15 protein-coding genes and 2 pseudogenes are annotated in these 18,273 nt (G+C 63.1%); 11 read left to right on the top strand and 6 right to left on the bottom strand.

Annotated elements, in window-relative coordinates; genetic code table 11:
• Window positions 1–152: 152 nt before the first annotated feature.
• The 3 genes from OKC30_RS13295 to OKC30_RS13285 all read right to left on the bottom strand — a co-directional run bounded on the left by OKC30_RS13295 (window position 153) and on the right by OKC30_RS13285 (window position 3,925).
• Window positions 153–2,132 (bottom strand): bifunctional 2',3'-cyclic-nucleotide 2'-phosphodiesterase/3'-nucleotidase, encoded by a 1,980-nt coding sequence (locus OKC30_RS13295; protein WP_160838331.1) that lies wholly within the window; start codon window positions 2,130–2,132, stop codon window positions 153–155.
• 127 nt (window positions 2,133–2,259) lie between these two features.
• Window positions 2,260–2,880: an L-lysine exporter gene (gene lysE, locus OKC30_RS13290; RefSeq protein WP_041212291.1), complete on the bottom strand. Its 621-nt coding sequence runs from the start codon at window positions 2,878–2,880 to the stop codon at window positions 2,260–2,262.
• Window positions 2,881–3,142: 262 nt separating this feature from the next.
• A complete protein-coding gene (locus OKC30_RS13285; protein ID WP_010672766.1) occupies window positions 3,143–3,925 on the bottom strand; it encodes a LuxR family transcriptional regulator in 783 nt (260 codons plus the stop codon).
• Between the two features lie 64 nt (window positions 3,926–3,989).
• On the opposite strand from OKC30_RS13285, the gene OKC30_RS13280 reads away from it, so the two are divergent.
• The 8 genes and pseudogenes from OKC30_RS13280 to OKC30_RS21425 all read left to right on the top strand — a co-directional run bounded on the left by OKC30_RS13280 (window position 3,990) and on the right by OKC30_RS21425 (window position 14,655).
• Window positions 3,990–4,619, top strand: a complete 630-nt coding sequence (locus OKC30_RS13280; RefSeq protein WP_160838323.1) for an acyl-homoserine-lactone synthase — start codon at window positions 3,990–3,992, stop codon at window positions 4,617–4,619.
• Between the two features lie 233 nt (window positions 4,620–4,852).
• Window positions 4,853–5,752 (top strand): LysR family transcriptional regulator ArgP, encoded by a 900-nt coding sequence (locus OKC30_RS13275; protein WP_010672764.1) that lies wholly within the window; start codon window positions 4,853–4,855, stop codon window positions 5,750–5,752.
• 86 nt (window positions 5,753–5,838) lie between these two features.
• Complete coding sequence (locus OKC30_RS13270; protein WP_270666652.1) at window positions 5,839–7,860, top strand: exoribonuclease II; 2,022 nt, start codon at window positions 5,839–5,841, stop codon at window positions 7,858–7,860.
• 860 nt (window positions 7,861–8,720) lie between these two features.
• Entirely contained in the window at window positions 8,721–10,649 is a 1,929-nt protein-coding gene (locus tag OKC30_RS13265; RefSeq protein WP_160838327.1) for a PTS mannitol transporter subunit IICBA, read from the top strand.
• A gap of 37 nt (window positions 10,650–10,686) precedes the next feature.
• Complete coding sequence (locus tag OKC30_RS13260; protein WP_010672760.1) at window positions 10,687–11,832, top strand: mannitol-1-phosphate 5-dehydrogenase; 1,146 nt, start codon at window positions 10,687–10,689, stop codon at window positions 11,830–11,832.
• Window positions 11,833–11,929: 97 nt separating this feature from the next.
• A complete protein-coding gene (locus tag OKC30_RS13255) occupies window positions 11,930–12,451 on the top strand; it encodes an MltR family transcriptional regulator (protein ID WP_010672759.1) in 522 nt (173 codons plus the stop codon).
• Window positions 12,452–12,545: 94 nt separating this feature from the next.
• The gene (locus tag OKC30_RS13250) at window positions 12,546–14,336 is read left to right on the top strand and encodes a cation:proton antiporter (protein ID WP_160838329.1); all 1,791 of its coding nucleotides are present in this window, start codon (window positions 12,546–12,548) and stop codon (window positions 14,334–14,336) included.
• Between the two features lie 69 nt (window positions 14,337–14,405).
• Window positions 14,406–14,655 (top strand): annotated as a pseudogene (locus OKC30_RS21425) (hypothetical protein).
• A gap of 36 nt (window positions 14,656–14,691) precedes the next feature.
• On the opposite strand, the gene OKC30_RS13240 reads toward OKC30_RS21425, so the two are convergent.
• Together OKC30_RS13240 and zntB are read right to left on the bottom strand one after the other, a co-directional pair.
• Window positions 14,692–15,210 carry a mechanosensitive ion channel domain-containing protein gene (locus OKC30_RS13240; protein WP_039039767.1) on the bottom strand — a complete coding sequence of 173 codons (519 nt, stop codon included), beginning with the start codon at window positions 15,208–15,210 and terminating at the stop codon, window positions 14,692–14,694.
• A gap of 9 nt (window positions 15,211–15,219) precedes the next feature.
• Entirely contained in the window at window positions 15,220–16,185 is a 966-nt protein-coding gene (gene zntB / locus OKC30_RS13235) for a zinc transporter ZntB (RefSeq protein WP_171865294.1), read from the bottom strand.
• 131 nt (window positions 16,186–16,316) lie between these two features.
• Between zntB and OKC30_RS13230 the strand changes: the two genes are divergently transcribed.
• The 3 genes from OKC30_RS13230 to OKC30_RS13220 all read left to right on the top strand — a co-directional run bounded on the left by OKC30_RS13230 (window position 16,317) and on the right by OKC30_RS13220 (window position 17,766).
• The gene (locus OKC30_RS13230; RefSeq protein ID WP_039039769.1) at window positions 16,317–16,769 is read left to right on the top strand and encodes a YaiI/YqxD family protein; all 453 of its coding nucleotides are present in this window, start codon (window positions 16,317–16,319) and stop codon (window positions 16,767–16,769) included.
• 121 nt (window positions 16,770–16,890) lie between these two features.
• A complete protein-coding gene (locus tag OKC30_RS13225; RefSeq protein ID WP_010672753.1) occupies window positions 16,891–17,160 on the top strand; it encodes a PepSY domain-containing protein in 270 nt (89 codons plus the stop codon).
• Window positions 17,161–17,208: 48 nt separating this feature from the next.
• Entirely contained in the window at window positions 17,209–17,766 is a 558-nt protein-coding gene (locus OKC30_RS13220) for a cytochrome b/b6 domain-containing protein (protein WP_041214375.1), read from the top strand.
• A gap of 313 nt (window positions 17,767–18,079) precedes the next feature.
• On the opposite strand, the pseudogene OKC30_RS13215 reads toward OKC30_RS13220, so the two are convergent.
• Window positions 18,080–18,273 (bottom strand): annotated as a pseudogene (locus tag OKC30_RS13215) (IS110 family transposase); the annotation flags it as partial.

The following is an 18,273-nucleotide window of genomic DNA, read 5'->3' as shown; positions in this document are numbered from 1 at the left end:
CGATTGGATCGGACATACTGAGTACAGTGAAACCAGAATAGAGCAATTAGATCACATCTTTAATCTGATTGGTATAATTAGTCAAAAATGTGCTTATCTGAACAGCATTGCTCGCACTGCGAGGGCTTTTTTGTTGGCTGCCAGCGTCTGCCTTACTGGCGGATCAGGCGGTAGATGGCGTAGCCGGGGTGCTTGGCGTCATCCATCGGCAGGGTGGACTGGTACGACAGATCCGCCCCCGCCAGGGCCTTGGCCTCGTCAGTCGGCGAGGAGTAGAGGCGCACGTCCACGTTGGCGGGCAGGGCCTTCATGTGCCAGTTGTTGTTGGCCGCCGGGCTGAAGCCGGCCGGGTTGTCCGCAGACTGGGCCTTCAGGTACTGGGCGATGATCTCCCGCGTCTCGAAGGGATCTTCATGGACGATGTTGCTGCCGTCGATGCCCGGGAAGTGGCCGCCGCCGCTGGCGCGGTAGTTGTTGGTCACCACGTAGAACTTCTGGGCCGGGTCCACGGGCTGGCCGTTGAAGGTGAGGCCGCTGATGCGCTGGCCGTCGCTCACCTTGACCCCGTCCTTGCTGTAGCGGGCCGGCTGGGTGATGTCCACCTCGTAGCTGACCCCGTCAATCACATCGAAGTTGTAGGTGGGGAAGCTCTCGTTCACCAGCCACTGCACCCCGGTCTTGCCGGTGTCGATCTGGTTGAACTGGCCGGCGCTCATCTCCAGCCACTCCTTGACGGTGGCCCCGTTCACCTCGACCACCTGCAGGGTGTTCGGATAGATATAAAGGTCGGAGACGTTGCGCAGGGAGATGTCACCCTGGGCCACGTAGGTGAAGTCGTTGATGCCGTTGCGACCGCCACGGAAGGGGGCCGCCACCGAGAGGATCGGGTAGGACTCCTTGAGCAGGCCGTCTTGTTGCAATTGCTCCGCGTGGCGGCGCTGGGCATCGCTCACCAGCTGCACCGAGGGGTCGTCCTGTACCAGGGCGAAGAAGCTGTGGATGGGGGAGGTGATCTTGCCGAGCGGCTCGTCCAGCCACTGGTTGGTGGCGTCGTGATCCGCCTGCACCAGGTCCACCACCCGCTGATCCACCGCACTGCCCTCGCTGGCGTCGATCTTGCGCAGGCTGGCCTGGCTCTGCTTCACCTGCCACTTGCCGTCCACCTGTTCCAGCTTGAGGTCGATGATGCCGAGGTGGTTGCCCCAGTAGCCGGGCATCACGGTGGGGATGCCGCTAAGGGTACCGGCCTGGTTGTCCACCTCCGGCAGATCCGGGAAGTCCCCGGGGAAGTTCTTGTGGGCGTGGCCCAGCATCAGGGCATCCACCCCTTTCACCTTGGCCAGATGCCAGGCGGAGTTCTCCATCATGGCCTCGTAGCTGCTGGCATTGATGCCGGTGTGAGCCACCACCACCACGATGTCGGCGCCCTTGGCGCGCAGCTCGGGCACATAGTGATTGGCGGTCTCGACCATGTCGGCCACCACCACCTTGCCCTCCAGATGACGCTTGTCCCACTGCAGCACCTGGGGCGGGGTCAGACCCAGGATGCCCACCTTGACGCTCTGGCGCTGGCCCTTGTCATCGGTCACCTCGCGCTCCAGCAGCAGATAGGGGGTGAACTTGTTGCCGCTCCAGTCAATTTGCCCCTTGGCATCGCGCTTGAAGGCCCCCGCCTCGAACACGTTGGCGTTCACATAGGGGAAGTCGGCTCCCGCCAGCACCTTGCCGAGGTAGTCCAGGCCGTAGTTGAACTCGTGGTTGCCCAGGTTGCCCGCGTCGTAGCCCAGCTCGTTCATCGCCTTGAACACCGGGTGCGCCTGCCTCTCGAGGTAGCCGGCACCGGACTGCTCGAAGATGTAGTCCGCCAGCGGCGTGCCCTGAATGAGGTCGCCATTGTCGAGCAGCAGGTTGTTGGGGTTCTCGGCGCGGGCGGCGCGGATCAGCAGGGCGGTGCGGGAGAGGCCGAACTTGCGATCCTCCTTGTTCTGGTAGTAGTCGTACCCCAGCACGTTGGAGTGGATGTCGGAGGTCTGGATCAGGCGCAGGGAGACGGTCCCCGGCTGCGCCTTGCTGTCATTCTCGTTGCTGCAGGCAGACAGCAGCACGATGGCGGCAATAGCCCCCAGCTTCATGGTGTTATTCACTGTTTTTTCCCTTTTATTATGTGTAACGCTTTACCAGCGCCGGGAATTTAACAGACGAATATGTCAGCAGATGGCACCGGGACTCATTTTTATGAAGCCCGGCACAAAAATAGCCTCATGAGGCCGGTATGGCACCCAATGCCAGCTTGACCGCCAGCACCAGCATGATGAGACCTACAACAAGATCAATGGCTTGCTGCACCCGGCCCCGGGCAAGCCAGGGGGAGAGTGCCGCCGCCCCGAACGCCAGTCCGTAGAACCAGACCAGGGAAGCCAGCATGGCCCCCGCCGCGAAGGCGGGTCTGAGCTCCTCGGCAAACTGGCTGCCGAAGGAACCAAGCAACATCAGGGTATCCAGGTAGACATGGGGATTGAGCAGAGTGACTCCGAGGGTCATGGCCAGCACGCTCTTGACCCCCATCAACCGGGGCGAGTCCGCCAGGGCCGCCTCCTGGCCGCGCCAGGCACTGCGCAGGGAACGGATACCGAACCAGCCGAGGAAGAGCACGCCGCCCCAGGTCAGCAGGGCCAGGCCGATCGGGCTGGCCGCCAGCAGGTTGGCCCCGCCGAACACCCCGATGCCGATCAGCACGAGATCGCACAGGCAGCAGAGGGTCGCCGTCAGCAGGTGGTGATTGCGGTGAATGCCCCGGCTCAGCACGAAGGCATTCTGGGCCCCGATGGGGATGATCATGGCGAGGCCGAGGGTAAAGCCTTGCAGGGTGGTGGCGAACATGGGGATGCGTTCCTGTGAAAGAGAGAAACGCACTATAAGGGGGCGCGGGTAATCAGAGAAATTCATTCATTTTCTGATGCATTCATAAAACTGATGAAAACCGGGTCGAAACCACACAAAGAAGGTTGTCAATTGCAGGATCTGACAATTGTGGGGTCACAGCCCCGCCCCGAGAATCGGCGGCAGGATGGGACGGCGCAGGACAGCGGTGATGGCGACAGAGGGGATGCCAGGCGACGAGCCGGTGCCGCCGGGCCTGTATTCACTGCAGCAGGGAGGGGAAGTTGGTGACCACCACCTGCTCCAGGTTCGGCAGCAGGATGCCGCTGCTCACCCCCTTGGCGATGGCCTGGTAGCGGTTCATCGACCCCGTCTTGCGGGTGACCTGATTGAGGTGGTAGTTCACAGTGCGCTCCGTGATGCCGAGGATGCAGGCGATCTCCCCCGATGTCTTCCCTTCGCTTGCCCAGAACAGGCACTCGGTTTCCCGCTCCGTCAGGGGCTCCTGGGGATCGTCCTCCCTCATGCTCTGGCGCACGATCCGGATCGCCGCCTCGAAGATGTAGTTGGACATCCAGGAGAGGATGGGCGAGGACTCCAGCATCAGATCGCTCGACGCCCGCTCCCGGGTGATGAAAGAGAGTATGCCGTTCTCCCCCGCCGCCCCGTGCAGCGGGAACGAGATGCCGTTGCGCAACCCGAATTCCGCCGCCAGCCCCATCACATCCATGCTCCCCTCTTGCAGGAAGCGCGCCTTCTCGTCCAGCCGGTTCCAGTAGATGGGCAGGGTCTGCCTGCGGGCGAGCTGGATGATGGGATCGCAGGCCAGCATGTTGTTCAGGGTGTAGGCCTGTACCCAGGAGTCGGGGCACTGGTTGAACAGCACCACCTTGGGCCTTTGCATCGACATGGGCAGGATGAGGGCGAAGCGGTAGTAGTCGTAACCCATTCCCAGGGTGAAGCGGCCGATGAGCTCGGACAACCGGTTGCCATCGGTCACCAGCGTGAAATGTTCCAGGTACTCAAGCAGTTGGTCGCGTGTCATAGGCAAGCCTCCCCTGGCCAAGGCCTTGGATTATAGCGCCTAACCATGAAATGGAGAGACATGAATGCTTGTTTTCAAAGGAAAATTGAAAGAACACCCCAGATGGGAGGTCGAAAACGAGCTCTACCGATTTCGCAACCGCGTCTTCTCCGATCGACTCGGTTGGGACGTGGAATCCCGCCGTGGCCTGGAGCGGGACAACTTCGACAAGCCCGACACCCACTGGGTGCTGATTGAAGACAAGCAGGGGTTGTGCGGCTGCATCCGCCTGCTCAGTTGCGCCCAGGATTACATGCTGCCCAGCATCTTCCCCACCGCCCTCGCTGGCGAAGCCCCGCCGCGCGGCAACGACGTGTGGGAGCTGACCCGCCTCGCCATCGACGCCGACCGGGCCCCTCGCCTGGAGAACGGCATCAGCGAACTCACCTGCGTCATCTTCCGCGAGGTGCTGGCCTTCGCCAGGGAGCAGGGGATCCGCGAGCTGGTGGCCGTGGTCAGCCTGCCGGTGGAGCGCATCTTCCGCCGCCTCGGCCTGCCCATCGAGCGCCTCAGCCATCGCCAGGCGGTGGATCTGGGGGCCGTGCGCGGGGTCGGTATCCGCTTCCACCTGGACGAGCGTTTCGACCGCGCCGTCCATCGCCCCCTGCAGGGCCATTACCGGCCGGCGGGGGATGCACTGCTCGCCGTCATCTGAGCAAAAAAAGTCCCGGGACCGGCCCGGGATTCAAGACGCTCGCTATGGTCCGTTTCCACCCCATGCAAAAACGGACCGGGTGAGTATCTTATGAATCTCATGTCAGGACTACTGTCACATCTCACAGGGGCAGCCCCGGGCACGGGCCCCCTCCATGGGGGCGGTCAGGTTGTCCTCTGACGCTCCCTTGAGTAGCATTCTTGCTGAACTCCCTTTTTTCATAAGGAATGCTGATGAAGACGCTGGACTACAAGCTGCTGCTGGCCCTGGACGCGGTGATCCGGGAGCAAAACTTCGAGCGTGCCGCCCAGCGCCTACACATTACCCAGTCCGCCATCTCCCAGCGCATCAAGCAGCTGGAGCAGCAGTTTGCGGAGCCGCTCATCATCCGCAGCCAGCCGCTGCAGGCCACGGGGCTCGGCCAGAAGCTGCTGGCCCACTATCGCCAGGTGCGCCAGCTGGAGCTGGAGCTGGCCGGCGAGCTCTCCCCCGACGAGCCCAGGGCCCCCATCCGGGTCAGCATCGCCGTCAATGCCGACAGCCTGGCCACCTGGTTCCTGCCCGCCCTGGCACCACTGCTGGAGCAATACCCCATCGAGCTGAACCTGCTGGTGGATGACGAGAGCCGCACCCTGGACCGGGTGCGCGAGGGGCAGGCGTTCGGCGCCGTCAGCCTGCAACCCCAGCCGCTGGCGGGCTGCTGCGTCGACGAACTCGGCGAGATGCGCTATCTGCTCACCGCCAGCCCCGCCTTCGTCGCCCGCCACTTCCCGAACGGCCTCACGGCGGCGGCCCTGGCCAAGGCGCCGGCGGTGGCCTTCGATCAGCGCGACGACATGCACATCAGCTACATGGCCCGTCATTTCGCCCTCCCCCCCGGTGGCTACCCCTGCCACACGGTGCGATCCTCCGAGGCCTTCGTCGCCATGGCGGAGCAGGGGCTGGCCTGCTGCCTCATCCCGGAATTGCAGATCCGCCAGCAACTGGAAGAGGGGCGCCTGCTCGATCTCAACCCGGATCACCACCTGGTCGAGCAGCTCTACTGGCACCGCTGGGTGCTGGAGCGGGGGCTGCACAAGCAGATATCCCAGCGCCTGATCCAGCAGGGGCGACGGGCACTGCAACCCCGTTGAGGGGGCCATTCACCTTGGCTTTGGGGGGGTAAAAACGTATAGTGCTGGGCGATTAACCATCAGGTCTCCACTCAGGTTCCCCATTTATGTTCCAAGACAATCCGCTGCTGGCCCAGCTCAAGCAACAAATCCGCGAAAACATCCCCAAGAAAGAGGGTGTGATCCGCGCCTCCGATCGGGGCTTCGGCTTCCTGGAGGTCGATGAGAAGACCAGCTATTTCGTGCCGCCTCCCTACATGAAGAAGGTGATGCACGGTGACCGGGTGAGCGCCCTGATCCGCACTGAAAAAGAGAAAGAGGTGGCCGAGCCGGATGCCCTGCTGGAACAGGCCGTCACCCGCTTCGTCGGCCGCGTCAAGATGTTCCGCGACCGCCTCAACGTGGTGCCCGACCACCCCCTCATCAAGGACGCCATCAAGGCCCGCGCCAAGAAGGGTCTGGACGAGAAATCCTTCAAGGAAGGGGACTGGGTGGTTGCCACCCTCAAGCGCCATGCCCTGGTGGACGGCAACTTCTCCGCCGAGATCACCCAGCTCATCGCCACCCAGGAAGATCACAACGTGCCCTGGTGGGTGGTGCTGGCGCGCCACAACCTGGCCCAGATTGAACCGGCGGACCTGCCGGAGTGGAAGGTGATCGAAGAGGAAGAGCTGCCCCGCCGGGATCTGACCCGGGTTCCCTTCTTCACCATCGACGGTGCCAAGACCAAGGACATGGACGATGCCCTGGCCATCACCAAGCTGGAGAACGGCTGGGAGCTGCTGGTGGCCATCGCCGACCCGACCGCCTATGTGGCCGAGGGGAGCGAGCTGGACAAGGAGGCCGCCCAGCGCGCCTTCACCGTCTACATGCCGGGACGCAACGTACCCATGATCCCGCGCACCCTCTCCGACGAGCTCTGCTCCCTGAAAGAGGGCGAGGAGCGTAACACCCTGTGCGCCCGTCTGCTCATCGCCGAGGATGGCCTGCTGCTGGAGGAGACCGAGTTCTTCACCGCCCGCATCAATTCCCATGCCCGCCTCACCTATGACGACGTCTCCGACTGGGCCGAGCACGGCAAAGCGCTGGATATCGACGCCGGCGTCCTGGCCCAGCTGCCCCTGATGAAGGCGATGACGGAGGCCCGCATCAAGTGGCGTACCGAGCACGCCCTGGTGTTCCCGGACAGACCCGACTACGACTTCGAGCTGGGTGAAGACGGCGAAGTGCTTGCCATCCACGTGGAGCCGCGCCGCATCGCCAACCGCATGGTGGAAGAGTCGATGATCGCCGCCAACATCTGCGCCGGCCGCGTGCTGGGCAAAGAGGTCGGCTACGGCATCTTCAACGTCCACACCGGCTTTGACGAGGAGTCCCTGGACGGCGCCATCGAGCTGCTCAAGACCGCCGAGGCCCCGTTCGAGAAGGAAGAGATCGCCAGCCTCTCCGGCTTCTGCGCCCTGCGACGCTGGATAGACAACCTGGACACCCGCTGGCTGGACGGCAAGATCCGCCGCTTCCAGAGCTATGCCCTGATGTCCGCCGAACCGGGTGCCCACTACGGCCTGGGTCTGGATGCCTACGCCACCTGGACCTCCCCCATCCGCAAATACGGCGACATGGTCAACCATCGCCTACTCAAGGCGGTCATCGCCGGCAAGACCCCGGGTGAGCGCCCCAGCCTGGAGCTGACCGAGCACCTGACCGCCTGCCGCCGCCTGCACCGCATGGTGGAGCGCGACATCGGCGACTGGCTCTATGTGCGCTACCTCAAGGCCGATGCGGGCACCGACAAGGTGTTCAACGCCGAGATCATCGACGTGATGCGAGCCGGCCTCAAGCTGCGCCTGCAGGAGAACGGCGCCGTGGTGTTCATGCCCGCCCGCCATATCCTGGACAACAAGGATCGGCTGGAGTGCAACTGGGACAACGGCCGCGTCTATCTGGACAAGACCGAGGTGGTCTACGAGCTCGGCCAGATCATCGAGGTGAAGCTGACCGAGGCGGTGGAAGAGACCCGCTCCCTCATCGCCAAGCCGGCGGTGGATCTGGTGCCAGGTCCGGCACCGGTCGCCCCGACCAGCGAGGCCGATGCCGCGCCTGCCGACGAGGCCCCCAAGGCGCAGTGATCCCCCTGCTTGTCTGCTCTGCACAAGCCCGCATCCTGCGCAATGCTGTTCACTTAAGAGAATTTGAGTTCCAGTCCACGTAGTATCAGGGCTAAAAAATGAGGGAGGCATGATGCCTCCCTCTTTCTATTGCAAGCCACGCTGGATAAAGGCTGAAGGAACATCGACTGGAAACAGCCTTGCTCCCCCAACTCAAGTCGCATTTATGAATAATTAGTCAAAAATGTGCTTATCTGAACAGCATTGCGCATCCTGCGGGCTTTTTTTATGGCTGCGCTCCACGGGCAGACGGAATGGGAGACCCGCTCGCAGGCCCCAGCCTGCGTCGCTACCGGCAGGGAGGAGCGAGACGGGAGCGGATCAGGATCCGCCACCCGGGCGTCACAAGAGGCCTTGTCGGAACCGATCCTCTCGGGGAAAAAACTGAAAGTGGGCTACAAAATAAATGATTCATTGGTGATTAACGATGAAATGCGGCATATCCATCGTCATTACTTGCGAATACGAGGCGACAAACCATGACTCATTTGAGTGCAAAATTTGATTTTGTGACGATAGTCACGTTGACACCGTATTTGCGCAAACCACAAAACGAGACATCAATCACAAAAAATTGACACCAAGAGGCGAGAAGATCGAAATGTAGCCGAAATACAGCGACTGACTGTGATCGTCATCACTATGTCGGGAGGGGGAGGTCGGGGTATTTGAGATCTAGGTCACAAGACACCCCGTTTTCAGCCTAATTTGATCACAAGCTGGTAAATTGAAGTTGCTTAGACGACTGGGATGGGAGTTCGGCAAAACTCGTCATCCCGACTACCACTTTTAATCACACAGGCTTAAAACGGGGTCCCGACATGTTATCACCGGATACCAAAGTCAAGATACAGAATTTTGGACGCTTCCTGTCCAATATGGTCATGCCCAACATAGGCGCCTTCATCGCCTGGGGCTTCATCACCGCCCTCTTCATCCCCACTGGCTGGCTGCCCAATGAAACCTTGGCCAAGCTGGTTGGTCCCATGATCACCTACCTGCTGCCGCTGCTCATCGGCTATACCGGCGGCAAGCTGATCGGGGGGGACCGGGGTGCCGTGGTCGGTGCCATCACCACCATGGGCGTCATCGTGGGGACCGACATCCCCATGTTCATGGGCGCCATGATGGTCGGCCCGCTGGGTGGCTGGGCCATCAAGCGTTTCGACAAGGCGATGGAAGGTCGTGTCAAGAGCGGCTTCGAGATGCTGGTGAACAACTTCTCCGCCGGCATCATCGGCATGTTGCTCGCCATTCTCGCCTTCTTCGTCATCGGTCCCTTCGTCAAGGTGCTCTCCGGCGTGCTGGCGAGCGGTGTCGGCTTCCTGGTGGACAACCACATGCTGCCCCTCACCTCCATCTTCGTCGAGCCGGCCAAGATCCTGTTCCTGAACAACGCCATCAACCACGGTATCTTCTCGCCGCTCGGGATCCAGCAAGCCACCGAACAGGGCCGCTCCATCTTCTTCCTGATCGAAGCGAACCCGGGTCCGGGCATGGGCGTGTTGCTGGCCTACATGGTGTTCGGCCGTGGCGCCGCCAAGCAGTCCGCAGCCGGTGCGTCCATCATCCACTTCTTCGGCGGCATCCACGAAATCTACTTCCCGTACGTGCTGATGAACCCGCGCCTCATCCTGGCGGTGATCGCAGGCGGCATGACCGGGGTCTTCACCCTGACCCTGTTCAACGCCGGTCTGGTCTCCCCCGCCTCCCCGGGCTCCATCTTCGCCGTGCTGCTGATGACGCCGAAAGCCTCCCTCATCGGGGTGCTGCTCTCCATCGTCGCCTCCGCCACCGTCTCCTTCCTGGTCGCCGCCGTGTTCGTCCGTGCCCAGCAGCCGGAAGCCGACGAGGCCGATGCCCTGGGTGAAGCCACCCGCAAGATGAAGGCCATGAAGGGTGCCAAGCCCGAGACCACCGCCGCCAAGAAGCCGGAAACCGAGCTGACCGCAGTGCGCAACATCGTCGTCGCCTGCGATGCGGGCATGGGCTCCAGCGCCATGGGCGCCGGCATGCTGCGCAAGCGGGTGCAGGCCGCCGGTCTCGACATCAGCGTGACCAACCGTGCCATCAACAACCTGGACGATCAGGTGGATCTGGTCATCACCCACAAGGATCTCACCGACCGTGCCCGTCGCCATGCGCCGCATGCACAGCACATTTCGCTGACCAACTTCCTCGACAACGCCCTCTATCAGGAGCTGGTGCAGAGCCTCAGCCTGGCCAACGCGGCCAACGATGACGTCGCCAACCCGCAACTGCTGGTGGCGGCCAACGACGACAGCTACGAGCCGCAGGATCCGGAAGTCTTCACCCTGAGCCTGCAGGACGTGCACCTGGGCCTCAAGGCCGAGAGCAAGGAAGCGGCCATCGTGACCGCCGGCAAGCTGCTGGCGGAGCGGGGCTACGTGGCGCCCGACTACGTCGACGCCATGCTGGAGCGCGAACAGCTGGTCTCCACCTACCTCGGCGAATCCATCGCCGTGCCCCACGGCACCATCGCCGCCAAGGAGCACGTGAAGCGTACCGGCATCGTCATCTGCCAGTACCCGGCCGGAGTCGCCTTCGGCGAGGGCGCCGATGAGGTAGCGCGCCTGGTCATCGGCATTGCCGCCCGCAACGATGAACACATACAGGTCATAACCCGCCTGACCAATGCACTGGATGAGCCCGGTCTCGTCGACCGTCTGGCCAGCACCCAGGATCCCCAGGAGTTCCTGGATCTGCTGGGGGCCGAGCAGGCCGCGTAATCATCCGTCATCGTCTTTGGTTGTAGAGGTTAATATCATGAAAACATTGCATTTTGGTGCCGGGAACATCGGTCGGGGCTTCATCGGCAAACTGCTGGCTGACGCCAGCCATCAGGTCACCTTCGCCGACGTCAACGAGACCCTGATCGACCAGCTCAACCACCGCCAGGAGTACAAGGTGCACGTGGTGGGCACGGATCAGAAGCTGGACGTGGTGCGCAACGTTGCCGCCGTCAGCTCCGCCGGACACGAGGTGATCGCCCGTATCATCACCGCCGATCTGGTCACCACGGCGGTCGGCCCCAACATCCTGGACAAGATTGCCAGCACCCTGGCCAAGGGGCTGCAGGCCCGCTTCGATGCTGGCAACCTGACTCCCCTCAACGTCATCGCCTGCGAGAACATGGTGCGCGGCACCAGCCACCTCAAGGAGGAGGTACTCAAGTACCTGCCGGTCGCGTATCATGCCACCCTCGAGCAGTGCGTCGGCTTCGTCGACTCGGCGGTGGATCGCATCGTTCCGCCCGCCGCGGCGAACGACGATCCCCTGGAGGTGACGGTGGAGAGCTTCAGCGAGTGGATCGTCGATCGGACCCAGTTCAAGGGGGAGATGCCCCAGGTAGCGGGCATGGAGCCCACCGACAACCTGATGGCCTTCGTCGAGCGCAAGCTGTTCACCCTCAACACCGGCCACATCGTCACCGCCTATCTCGGCAAGCTCAGGGGATATCGCACCGTGCGCGAGGCGATCGAGGATCCGCTGATCCGCAGCAAGGTGCGCCGCGCCATGGAGGAGAGCGGGGCCGTGCTGGTGAAACGCTACGGCTTCGACCCGCGCCTGCACGCCGCCTACATCGAGAAGATCCTCTCCCGCTTCGCCAACCCCTATCTGGTGGACGAGATTGACCGGGTCGGTCGCCAGCCGCTGCGCAAGCTGGCGGCGGGGGACAGGCTGGTGAAGCCGCTGCTCGGCACCCTGGAGTACGGCCTGCCGAGCGATCACCTGCAGGAGGGCATCGCCGCCGCACTGCATTACCGCAATGAGGACGATCCCCAGGCGGTGGAGCTGCAGGCCATGCTGGCGGAACTTGGTCCGGCACGAACCCTGGCCCGCGTCACCGGCCTGGATGAGCACAGCGATGTGGTACGCACCATCGTCGCCCGTTACAACAACTTGAAGTGACCTGATGGGGTGGCGTCACACCGCCCGTGACGGACCCCGTACGATACAAACCGGGGGAGGGCCTGCTCTCCCCCTGTCAGCCGGACCCAAAGCACTTATGACCACACACCAGGAAGATGAAGTACTGGAGCGACTGAACGAGCAGGATGGCCCCCGCGGCTTCTTTCTCGAGGTCGTGACCATCCTGGAAGAGGCGGTCGACTCCCTGATGCGGCGAGCCTTTCGTCAGGAGGAGTATGCCGTCAAATACGCCATCGAACCCCTGCTCAACCAGAGCGGCCCCCTCGGCCAGCTGGAGGTGCGCCTCAAGCTCATCTTCGCCCTCGGCCTCATCTCCCTCGAGCGCTATCAGGATCTCGAGGCGTACCTGAAGATCCGCGACTTTCTGGTACGCGACCCCAAGGATTACCGCTTCAGCGACAAGCCGGTCCGCGATCTGCTCGAGCGCCTGAATGCCATCCAGCAGGGCAGCATGATGCCGCAGGATCCCCCGGCCAACGAGGAGGACTGGCCCCTCTACCAGATGCAGCTCAACCGGCTCGATCAGATGGTGCGCTCCGCCCTGGTGCTGGCGGTGACCGATTGCGTCACCGAACTCCACAAAGAGAGCCCCATCTGATCTGAGCGGCTCTCCCCTGCACGCCTGGCGGGTGTCATCTTGCCCCCCTTCCCCGCTACACTAGGTCCAACCCCATCACCTGTACGAGGTTGGCATGATTGCTCTCTCCCTCGCCGGAATAGCCCTCATCTCCCTGCTCGCCCAATGGCTTGCCTGGTCCGTGCGCGTTCCCGCCATTTTGTTCCTGTTGCTGAGCGGCCTATTGCTCGGCCCGGTGACCGGTCTGCTCGATCCCGATCAGTTGCTGGGGGATCTGCTGTTTCCCCTGGTTTCCCTCTCGGTCGCCATCATCCTGTTTGAAGGGGCGCTGACCCTGCACCTGACCGAACTCAAGGGGATCGGCAAGGTGGTACGCAACCTCTGCTCCACCGGCATGGTGACCAGCTTTGCCGTCATCGGCGCCGCCAGCTACTTCCTGCTTGGGCTGGACTGGCGGGTCGCCATGGTGCTCGGCGCCGTGCTGGTAGTGACCGGCCCCACGGTGATCGCCCCCATGCTCAACGTGATCCGCCCGGTCCGGGAGGTGGACAAGATCCTGCGCTGGGAGGGGATCGTCATCGACCCCATCGGCGCCCTGTTCGCGGTACTGGTGTTCGAGGCGGTGCGCCTCGGCAGCCAGGGGGATCTGGTCGGTCATACCCTGCTGGCCCTGGCCAAGACGGTGGGAGTGGGGTCGCTCATCGGGGTCGGTGCCGGCTGGCTCACCACCCTGCTCATCCGCAAGGACTGGCTGCCGGTCAGCCTGCACAAGTTCGGGGTACTGGCGCTGGTGCTGGTGACCTTCACCCTGTCTGACTGGCTCAGTCACGAATCCGGCCTGCTGGCGGTGACGGTGTTCGGCATCTGGCTCGCCAACCAGGACGGGCTGGATCTGGAGGAGGTGCTGGCCTTCAAGGAGGATCTCGCCGTCATTCTCATCTCCTCCCTCTTCATCCTGCTGGCGGCCCGCCTCGATCTGGCCCAGCTCTGGCAGCTCGGCCCCATGGTGCTGGCCCTGCTGTGCGTGGTGCAGTTCGTGGCCCGCCCGCTCTGCATCCTGGTCTCGACCCGGGGGTCGGACCTGCCCTGGCGCGCCCGCGCCCTGCTCGCCTGGATAGCCCCCCGGGGCATAGTGGCGGCGGCGGTCAGCGCCTCCTTCGCCATCAGCATGCACGAGGCCGGCATCGAGGATGCCGACAAGCTGGTGCCCCTGGTGTTTGCGGTCATCATCTTCACCGTGGTGCTGCAGAGCCTGACGGCCACGCCATTGGCCAGATTGCTCGACATGCGCCAGAGCGCCCCCAATGTCTGGCTGCTCATCGGCGCCAACTCGGTGGCCCGGGCCATCGGCAAGGCGCTGGCGGACCAGGGGATCCCGGTGCAGCTCTCCGATCCTGCCTGGGAGCACTGCAAGCTGGCCCGCATGAGCGGCCTGCCCTGCTACTTCGGCAACCCCCAGTCGGAGCACGCCGAACGGCACCTGCCCCTCACCAGCATCAGCACCGTGCTGGCGCTCTCTCCCAGCCGCCACAACAACGCCCTCGGGGTGCTGCACTTCGCCCACCTCTACGGGGAGGAGAAGGTCCACTCCCTGCGTTCCAGCGAACAGCACGGCAAGGCCAACCGGGAGAGCGCCACCTTCCGTGCCCGCCAGAACCTGTTCGGTGCCGACATCAACTTCGCCAGGCTGAGCGGCCTGCTGAGCCGGGGCGGGCAGATCAAGGCGACCCGCCTGAGCGACACCTTCGACTGGGACCAGTATCAGGATGCCAATCCCGGCGCCATTCCTCTGTTCGTGCTGGATGCCAGGGCCAGACCCAGGGTGGTCACCGGCCCTGTCACGCCGCTGTCCGGGGAGCTGCTGATCGCCCTGCAACCACCCCGGGAGGGGGCGACGGCGCCCTGATCCGATGACGGCGCCACCGGGAAGGAGAACTAGACTTGAGGGTGGCGCCATGAGTCATAGGAGGATGTCATGACAGTCAGTGAATTGCGCGCGCTTCACCAGCAGCACAGGTTCAAGGAGGCGGAGATCATGCACGACATCGTCTCCCCCGGCTGGATCGTGGAGTTCAGGGGGGCAGGACGGCCACCTCTACGTGATGACGGACACTCTGGGGTGCCCCATGAGCTTCTCGTCCACCGAGGAGGCACGGGACCACATCCACCTGGTGGCCGACTGCCCCGTCCAGGTCGAGCACCTCTACCGCTTCTTCGAACGCTGAACAGCCATCGAAAAAGGCTCCCGAGGGAGCCTTTTCTCATTCCGGCTGCGTGGACTCAGCCTCCTTTCCCTCCAGCCGCCTCACCGGCTTTTGCAGAATAAGGTTCGCCGGATAGGTGACCAGATCGCCGTTGTCATCCCGCACCCGCACGTAGAAGAGGCCGATCTCGGTGATAATGCCGGTGACGGAGTCATCCTTGTCGAGGATGCGGATGCGATCGCCAATCTTGTAGGGGAAGGCGAAGAAGATGGTAATGCTGGCGGTGATGTTGGAGAGGATCGACCACTGGGCCACCATGGCGACCCCCAGTACCGCGAAGAAGGAGGAGGCGAGCACCACCAGCCGGGAGAAGTCGAGCCCCCAGACCCCGGCCAGGATCAGCAAGGTGGCGCAGCCCAGCAGGAAGTGGAATACGTGCTCCACGTAGAGTACCCGGTTCTCGCTCACCTGCCGGCTCTGGCCAAGGGCCATCAGGCTCTTGTGAATGAGGCCGCGCACCAGGGTGTGCCCCAGCAACAGCAGCAGGGTCACGCCAAAAGATTCCCATGTCGTCATGTTCACTCCTTACCACCAGCGCCTGTGCTTGAGCCAGACCGCCAGTCCGGTCGCCAGCACCAGCAGGAAGCCACAGAACACCCAGAAGGCGGTCGGACTCTCGGCCCCGGGGATCCCCCCCAGGTTGATGCCGAACAGGCCGGTCAGGAAGCTGGCGGGCAGGAACAGCAGCGCCATCACCGACATCTGGTAGGCGCGGCGGTTGGTCGCCTCCGCCATCAGGTTGTTGATCTCGTCCGCCAGCACGGCGGTGCGCGCCACCCCGGCATCCAGATCGTCGAGCCAGCGCCGCAAGCGGTCGGCGATGTCGAGCAGGCGTCGCCTGTCATCTTCGTCCAGCCAGCTGATCTTCTCGTTGGCCAGGCGCGCCACCAGATCCCGCTGGGGGGAGAGGTAGCGACGGATCATGATGAGCTGCTTGCGGATGCGCGCAAGCCGACCGTTGGCGGGCAGGTCACGCATCAGCACCATCTCCTCCAGATCCAGGATCTGGTCGTGCAGCTCCTCGACGAACTCCCCGGCCCGGTCGGTCAGGGCGTCGCATATCTCCACCAGCCAGTCGGCGGGTGTGTCGGCACCGCCCCCCAGCGACAGCTGCTCGAACACATCTTTCTCGGAGAGCAGCGGACGACGACGGCTGCTGATGATGAGATCCGGCGTGATGAAGATCCGCAGGGCCACCATCTCTTCAGGCCTGTGATCCTTGTTGTGGTTGATGCCGCGCAGGATCAGCAGCACCGTCTCCCCCATCCGCACCAGCTTGGGACGATTGCTCTGGCCGAGCAGGGCCTCACGGGCCGCCTCCCCCAGCAGCGGCGTCTGCAGCAGCCAGCGCGCCGACTCCGGGTTGCCATAGTCCAGATGCAGCCAGCCGGGCTGAGCACCGGGGATCTCGCTACCTTCGGCCAGCGGGGTCATGCCCCCCTTGCCGTCCAGGGTCAGGCCATAAATCACGTCACCGGGCACCCGATCCATCTCGTCTCCTTCTCGTTTCATGTGCAGGCCCCAGCTTACACCAAAGGCGGGGACGACTCAGCCCCGGGGCAGCCGCCCCGCACCAGCCATGCTAAGATGCGCCACCCGTTCCAGATACAGGAAGCCATGCCATGCCCATCTGGGTTGATGCCGATGCCTGCCCCATCCCGGTCAAGGAGATCCTCTACCGCGCCGCCCACCGCGCCCAGGTGGTGACCACGCTAGTGGCCAACCAGGGACTCAGAGTCCCCCCTTCCCCCTTCATCAAGACCCAGCAGGTGGAGAAGGGCTTCGATGTGGCAGATCATGTCATCGCCCAGCAGGTCAAGCCCGGCGACCTGGTGATCACCGGCGACATTCCCCTCGCCTCCTGGGTCATCGACGCCGGGGGCGAGGCGCTCAATCCCCGGGGCGAGATCTACACCCGGGAGACCATCCAGGCACGGCTCGGGATGCGCAACTTCATGGAGGAGCTGCGCTCTGCCGGCGTCCAGACCGGTGGCCCTGCGCCCTTCAACGCCGCCGACAAGCAGCGCTTCGCCAATGCGCTGGACAAGTGGTTGGTCAGGGGCAAGCTGAGCTGATCACCCTCTCCCCGGCCCCCTGCCGGGGAGAGCCATTCATTTCCCTTTTCCCTTAATTCTTCCTTAATGCTCCTTGATTAGCCTTGCGACTGTTGACCCAACCACCCGCAAGGAGCAAGCAATGAAACTGACCCCCCTGTTGTTACTGATCCCCCTGTTGAGCGGCGCAGCCCTGGCCGACCCCCAATGCACCCAGGCCGACAAGAGCAAGTGGATGAGCGAAGCCGACGCCCAGCAGCAGATCAAGGCGATGGGCTACGACATCAAGAAGTTCAAGGCCACCAAGACCGGCTGCTACGAGATCTACGGCTGGGACAAGGAGAAGCGTAAGGTCGAGATCTACTTCGACCCGACCGACCTGAAAAAGGTGAAAGAAGAGATCGACGAGTAACGCCGCCCCGGGCCGGTCTTCCCCCGGCCCCCACCATGGAGCCTTGCCATGACACCTGCCTCTGAAGTGAAAGTCTGGGATCCCCTCATCCGGGTGTTTCACTGGGCGACCGTCACCCTCTGCCTGCTCAACTTCTTCGTGCTGGAAGAGGGCAGCAAACCCCACAGATATGCTGGCTACGCGGTGGGCATCCTACTCATCATCCGCCTGCTGTGGGGGCTGGTCGGCCCCTATTACGCCCGCTTCGGCCAGTGGTGGCCAACCCCTGCCCGGGTCCGCTACTACCTGCGCCAGCTCGCCCAGGGGCGCCACCCCTACTACCTCGGCCACAATCCGGTCGGCTCCCTGATGATCTGGCTGCTGCTGCTGTCCCTGGTCGGGACCGTCGTCACCGGCTGGCTCACCACCTGGGATGCCTTCTGGGGCGAGGAGTGGCTGGAGGAGCTGCACGGCATCATCGCTAACACCCTGATGGCCGCCGTTGGCGTCCATGCGGCAGTGGTACTCCTGACCGATCGCCTCACCCGCAGCGATTTGGTCCGCGCCATGGTGCTGGGCAAAAAGCGGGTCCCCGCCAACATCAAGGTGGAAGACCCCCGCGCTTGATGGCCGGGCTGCCGACCAGTCCCCTCCTCTGTTCACCCGCTCATCTGCCCAAAAAAATCTATGGTCACCCCCTTTTTTGCAACCTTGATTTCGGGTGTTGTGGTTGGCTTGCTTAAATCTATCCGGCGTCTTGATGGAGAATGTTCTCCGCGCCACGATGAGAATCGCGCCTGACTGTCCTAAAAAGACCCTCGGCCTAGAAAGCCTATTCTTTTGCCAGGTTATCAGTCAGGCCGGTATGCCGTTCACGTCATCCAATATCACAGTCGCAAAACCAGGTGGGTGTGTCAGTACAAAAGTAAATAGGGGCGCGTCAGGTTGGCATTGCCCGAAATTCGGTATGCCGTGCCGCCAGCGCCCAAGCCGTGCGGGCCAACTTGTTGGCTAGTGCACAAGCCACAACATTCGAATGTCGCCGAGTCAACATAGACCTGACCCAATCAGCCAATCGTCCCGTTTGCCGCTCTAGCCGTTGCATATAGGCTCGTGCACATTGCACCAACAATC

It is taken from the genome of Aeromonas sp. QDB18 (assembly GCF_027705325.1).
Lineage (GTDB): Bacteria > Pseudomonadota > Gammaproteobacteria > Enterobacterales > Aeromonadaceae > Aeromonas > Aeromonas caviae.
Note: the sequence above shows the minus strand (reverse complement) of the source record. Positions and strands in the feature narration are given on the sequence as shown.

Coding starts and splice junctions, on each gene's coding strand:
- OKC30_RS13295 (WP_160838331.1), bottom strand. CDS start 2,132: ATGAAGCTGGGGGCTATTGCCGCCATCGTGCTGCTGTCTGCCTGCAGC.
- lysE (WP_041212291.1), bottom strand. CDS start 2,880: ATGTTCGCCACCACCCTGCAAGGCTTTACCCTCGGCCTCGCCATGATC.
- OKC30_RS13285 (WP_010672766.1), bottom strand. CDS start 3,925: ATGACACGCGACCAACTGCTTGAGTACCTGGAACATTTCACGCTGGTG.
- OKC30_RS13280 (WP_160838323.1), top strand. CDS start 3,990: ATGCTTGTTTTCAAAGGAAAATTGAAAGAACACCCCAGATGGGAGGTC.
- OKC30_RS13275 (WP_010672764.1), top strand. CDS start 4,853: ATGAAGACGCTGGACTACAAGCTGCTGCTGGCCCTGGACGCGGTGATC.
- OKC30_RS13270 (WP_270666652.1), top strand. CDS start 5,839: ATGTTCCAAGACAATCCGCTGCTGGCCCAGCTCAAGCAACAAATCCGC.
- OKC30_RS13265 (WP_160838327.1), top strand. CDS start 8,721: ATGTTATCACCGGATACCAAAGTCAAGATACAGAATTTTGGACGCTTC.
- OKC30_RS13260 (WP_010672760.1), top strand. CDS start 10,687: ATGAAAACATTGCATTTTGGTGCCGGGAACATCGGTCGGGGCTTCATC.
- OKC30_RS13255 (WP_010672759.1), top strand. CDS start 11,930: ATGACCACACACCAGGAAGATGAAGTACTGGAGCGACTGAACGAGCAG.
- OKC30_RS13250 (WP_160838329.1), top strand. CDS start 12,546: ATGATTGCTCTCTCCCTCGCCGGAATAGCCCTCATCTCCCTGCTCGCC.
- OKC30_RS13240 (WP_039039767.1), bottom strand. CDS start 15,210: ATGACGACATGGGAATCTTTTGGCGTGACCCTGCTGCTGTTGCTGGGG.
- zntB (WP_171865294.1), bottom strand. CDS start 16,185: ATGGATCGGGTGCCCGGTGACGTGATTTATGGCCTGACCCTGGACGGC.
- OKC30_RS13230 (WP_039039769.1), top strand. CDS start 16,317: ATGCCCATCTGGGTTGATGCCGATGCCTGCCCCATCCCGGTCAAGGAG.
- OKC30_RS13225 (WP_010672753.1), top strand. CDS start 16,891: ATGAAACTGACCCCCCTGTTGTTACTGATCCCCCTGTTGAGCGGCGCA.
- OKC30_RS13220 (WP_041214375.1), top strand. CDS start 17,209: ATGACACCTGCCTCTGAAGTGAAAGTCTGGGATCCCCTCATCCGGGTG.